At 39.6% G+C, this 4,147-nt stretch carries 4 protein-coding genes and 1 pseudogene; 2 read left to right on the top strand and 3 right to left on the bottom strand.

All coding sequences use genetic code 11. The features are described 5' to 3' along the window. The 3 genes and pseudogenes from ACEW8O_RS13135 to ACEW8O_RS13125 form a co-directional block, all read right to left on the bottom strand. Window positions 1–353: pseudogene (locus tag ACEW8O_RS13135) on the bottom strand (polyphosphate kinase 2); the annotation flags it as partial. A gap of 113 nt (window positions 354–466) precedes the next feature. Further along, entirely contained in the window at window positions 467–2,674 is a 2,208-nt protein-coding gene (locus tag ACEW8O_RS13130) for an alpha-galactosidase (RefSeq protein ID WP_373495080.1), read from the bottom strand. A 25-nt stretch (window positions 2,675–2,699) separates the two neighbouring features. Then, window positions 2,700–3,029 carry a YnfA family protein gene (locus ACEW8O_RS13125; protein WP_373495079.1) on the bottom strand — a complete coding sequence of 110 codons (330 nt, stop codon included), beginning with the start codon at window positions 3,027–3,029 and terminating at the stop codon, window positions 2,700–2,702. Between the two features lie 79 nt (window positions 3,030–3,108). Here ACEW8O_RS13125 and ACEW8O_RS13120 point away from each other — a divergent pair, with 79 nt between their 5' ends. Beyond that, window positions 3,109–3,315 (top strand): GDCCVxC domain-containing (seleno)protein, encoded by a 207-nt coding sequence (locus tag ACEW8O_RS13120; protein WP_373495078.1) that lies wholly within the window; start codon window positions 3,109–3,111, stop codon window positions 3,313–3,315. Between the two features lie 120 nt (window positions 3,316–3,435). Continuing rightward, window positions 3,436–4,020, top strand: a complete 585-nt coding sequence (locus ACEW8O_RS13115) for a pyridoxal-phosphate dependent enzyme (RefSeq protein ID WP_373495077.1) — start codon at window positions 3,436–3,438, stop codon at window positions 4,018–4,020. Window positions 4,021–4,147 lie beyond the last annotated feature (127 nt).

Raw genomic sequence — 4,147 nt, 5'->3', positions numbered from 1 at the left:
CCCCTGTTGGGAAGTTCCTCAATGTATCGTTGAAAATACCATTGTCCCCGCTCGATGTCTGTGGGTTTTGTCAAAGCTACAACTCCGGAAGTATGGGGGTTGAGATGTTCTACAAAGCGTTTGATTGATCCTCCTTTACCGGCCGCATCCCTTCCTTCAAAGATCACAGCAACCCTCAGTTGTTTTTTTTCAATATGTTGCAAAAGAAAGGCGAGTTCTGTTTGTAACAGTTTCAATTCCTCCTCATAAGCAGCCCTTGCCAATCTTTTTTTGAGTTTGATTTTGTTTGCCTTCGCAACTGCTACCAGCTCTTTCCTGGTTTTTATGGTGGTTAATTGTTCTGCTGTAAACATAAAAATTCATTAACTTGATCACTGATTAAATTTTAACATTTAGTTCGACATAAACAAGAGATTATAAAGCATTTATACTTATGTAGTTTCATGGAGGGATTTGTTATTATTGATCAATTTTCTAAGACCATCCAGGTGTAGCCATCAGCAGGAATATTGATTTTAATTAATAAGTCTTGGTTATGGCTCAATTGATATTTTTTTGACTTTTTTCCCTCAATACTGACTTTGACTTTATTTTGAAGCCCTGTGTAATATAGCGGTAATTCAAGTTCTTTTTCCATGTCTTCCTGTGTTGGATTGAAAAGCATGACCAAGGCCTTTTCATTTCCTCCAGGATCCACATGCATCCAACCGTCCCAATCCCTCCCATCTGCCCTTCTTAACCGGATAATATCCGCATTTAAGATTTCCCGGTATTTTTTGTACCAATCGATCACTTCGATGACCGTTGCTTTGGTTTCCTCGGTATCGTATAATCTTGGTCCCCGATAACAGGCTTGTACTCCGGCACCATAATATTGCATCATCAATTGCCTGTAATCTTCCAAATGTTCACTCAATGGTTCCAAGACTGCATCCTCGCCTCCTCCATGATAGGCAGTAAGTGGTACGAATCCCCAACCCATGGAAGGTGTTTTTTCCCAAGTGCCATCATAGATATTTTGTCTGTTGAGGATTTTTTGTTGTGCTCTTGGCAGAGAAAAATTCACTTCTCTATAGCCAAGTCCTATTTTATGGGTGCCATCCAAAAAATACCAATCAGGAGCATTGATATAAATCCCTTGGGCATTCATCCAATGATACAGTTCTTTTTGTAACTGGAATTGAATCCATTGGGAATCGTGAAGCCCTTGATGTCCGGGATGTGAGGTCGAAGCACAGACATCTCCCGGAAAGGGACCGTCATTTTCAAAAATATCAAAGCCGGTTTTTTCGAAGAAATATTTGAGTTTATCCAGATAATCCAAACCCCATTGACTGGCCAAACAGGGTGCATTGCCGAAAAAGGCACCTCCGGGATTACCAGTAATTCTGCTGATGACATCATGTTCGGGACTGATGCTTCGGGAACTGAACAATGAATACCCCCCGATTTTTACATCTCTTTCATGGGCATAATCCGCCAATGCTTTCCATCTTTGGATGTTGGCTTCTGAGTTGTCTTCCATATTGATATGGCTACCAAAACTCAGGATCAATGCTTCATAGCCTGTATCCACGCATTGGTCAATGGCAGTTCGGACTTCCTCATCATTTTTGCTCACCAAATGCATAAAGATGGGATTCTGCAAAACCCAAGGAGCTATGGCGCGGTACATCTTCCTCCTTGCCAGTCCATTCCTTTCCCTATCATAGCTGTCCAATACCAATTCATAAGTCCTGATGGATTTAAAATTTTCCCCTGGTTGTAATTTGATATCAATACCTTCTTCCGGATAGGCTTCCATGATGCTTGGGGTAAGTAAATTGTAATTCACTTGTGAGGTATAAGCAGGATCAGGTTTCCAATGGGTGGCCTGATTGCTGAGTTCAGCGTGCATGGCATTGTTGAAAGCGAAATTGTTTTCAATGTAAAGTTGATGTGGTTTTTTCATCTTTTCTGTATTTCCTTCCACTGCGGATTCTTCTTCCACCAATCCCAAAACCTCATTGACAATCTGATTGATTTCTATGGATCGGTTTGTTAAATTTTCCATTGTGAGGTATTTGGCAATTAGAGGTAAGTCATCAAAAATCTCATAATGGATTTTCAGTATAAGTCCTGTAAAAGCGGGATGGGAATACTGAAAGGTCACTTTTTTTCCAGTTGCTTCCTTTTTATGGCTTGTCCAGAAGTTCATTTGAGTTGGAAAATGTGGTGTAATTTCTGTGACTGTCATGGCTTCATATTGGAAATCCTCTTCTGAAGCTTCCATTTCCTCCAACCATTCTTTTTTGAAATATGCCCTTTCTTTTTGTCCATAAAGCCCTCCGACACGGTAGGTTTTTCCATCCAAAGTAACTATCGCCTCAGGCATGAGGGTCCTTAGCAACTGTGTATCGGTCATCAGGTTGGTAAAATCAAAACAAGCGATATTAGGTCCCAAAAAGAAAGCCCGCTTTACCAGACCATTGCTGATGGTGATTTCCCTGTCATTCGTGATCATCACTTCCGCTTTCCTAAATTTTCCATCAATCAGCCAATCTTCAGCAGTATTTTTATTATATGGCGAAAAGCATGACTGAAATATAAATGAAGTGAAAAGTAGGAAAACCAGTAAAAGCTGTGGATGATTATTGGGCTTCAATTGAATATAAATTTCGGTAAGTGGTGACATTAGAAGGAAGGAATAATTTATTCAATTAGGATCTTGGCACATAATATATGATAAATACTCCCAATAATGCCACCAATCCTCCAATGATATCAAACTTGTCGGGGGAGAAGCCATCGAATTTCATGGCCCAAAACATGGACATTATTATGAAAATGCCCCCATAGGTTGCATAGACTCGGGCAAAATCTTGTGTCTGCAAGGTAGCTACCACTCCGTACATCGCAAGGATCAGCCCTCCCAACAATCCAAACCATAAGGGTTTGTCTTCCTTAAGCCAAAGCCAAATCAGGTAACCACCACCGATTTCGCAAAAACCGGCCAGTATAAAAATGGAAATTGATTTTAAGAGATACATATCAGTTCAATAAGGTTGTTTTAGCGATAAATTTTTATTTTCACCAAGTTAAAAATTTAGAACTTGAAATTCTACGTAAATGAGAACCATCATTCAATCCATACTTACCTGCCCGAATTGCGGCTATCAGTCAAAAGAGACTATGCCCACTGATGTCTGTCAATATTTTTTTGAATGCGTAAACTGTCATCAAATTTTCAAACCCAAACCTGGGGATTGTTGTGTGTATTGCAGCTATGGAACAGTAAAATGTCCTCCCATGCAAGGAGAGGGAGGTTGTTGTTAAAAATTTATGATATGTTCTTTGGCGAATAATTTTGATAAGTAAGGATTAATATAATATAAGTTACTCTAATCCAAAAGTTAATTTTAAAATCAGTTTCTTAACTTTGATAAAATTTTTTTTATGAGCAGAGCATGGACTAATAAGGCTATCGAAACTATTAAGGCTGATTATCAGCGTTCTTCTGATACCCATCTGATTAAATTTAATCTTGATGGATATAAAAATATAGACTTTTACCTTAAGGATGAAAGTACCCATCCTACCGGTAGCCTGAAACACCGGTTGGCCCGTTCCTTGTTTTTATATGGGCTTACCAATGCTTGGATCACGGAAGGCACTACGATTATCGAATCCTCTTCGGGCAGTACTGCGGTATCCGAGGCATATTTTGCCCGCTTGCTTGGACTGCCCTTTATCGCAGTAATGCCCAAAAATACTGCATCTAAAAAAATCCAGCAAATAGAGTTTTATGGTGGAAAATGTCACTTTGTAGAAACGAGTGATCTGATCTATGCTGAATCTCAACGCTTAGCTACTTCGCTCAATGGTCATTATATGGATCAGTTTACCAATGCTGAACGGGCTACTGATTGGAGGGGTAATAATAATATCGCTTGTAGTTTGTTTGAGCAGATGGAATTTGAACGTTTTCCCATTCCGGAGTGGGTAGTTATGAGTGCAGGTACTGGAGGTGACGATGCCTGAAATTCACTGACCATTTTTGGTAACTGTGCACTTTGTATATTGCATAGATTACATCTGGATTCTGAAGCTTTTGTTTGGCTTTAAAATGATGGGGCTCGATGCCCCACCATTTTAATTGCGTCGATTG

It is taken from the genome of Aquiflexum sp. (assembly GCF_041749095.1).
Lineage (GTDB): Bacteria > Bacteroidota > Bacteroidia > Cytophagales > Cyclobacteriaceae > Aquiflexum.
Note: the sequence above shows the minus strand (reverse complement) of the source record. Positions and strands in the feature narration are given on the sequence as shown.

What these genes read in the sequence shown, in the direction of transcription:
- ACEW8O_RS13120 (WP_373495078.1), top strand. Translation starts at nt 3,109, where the DNA reads ATGAGAACCATCATTCAATCCATACTTACCTGCCCGAATTGCGGCTAT.
- ACEW8O_RS13125 (WP_373495079.1), bottom strand. Translation starts at nt 3,029, where the DNA reads ATGTATCTCTTAAAATCAATTTCCATTTTTATACTGGCCGGTTTTTGC.
- ACEW8O_RS13115 (WP_373495077.1), top strand. Translation starts at nt 3,436, where the DNA reads ATGAGCAGAGCATGGACTAATAAGGCTATCGAAACTATTAAGGCTGAT.
- ACEW8O_RS13130 (WP_373495080.1), bottom strand. Translation starts at nt 2,674, where the DNA reads ATGTCACCACTTACCGAAATTTATATTCAATTGAAGCCCAATAATCAT.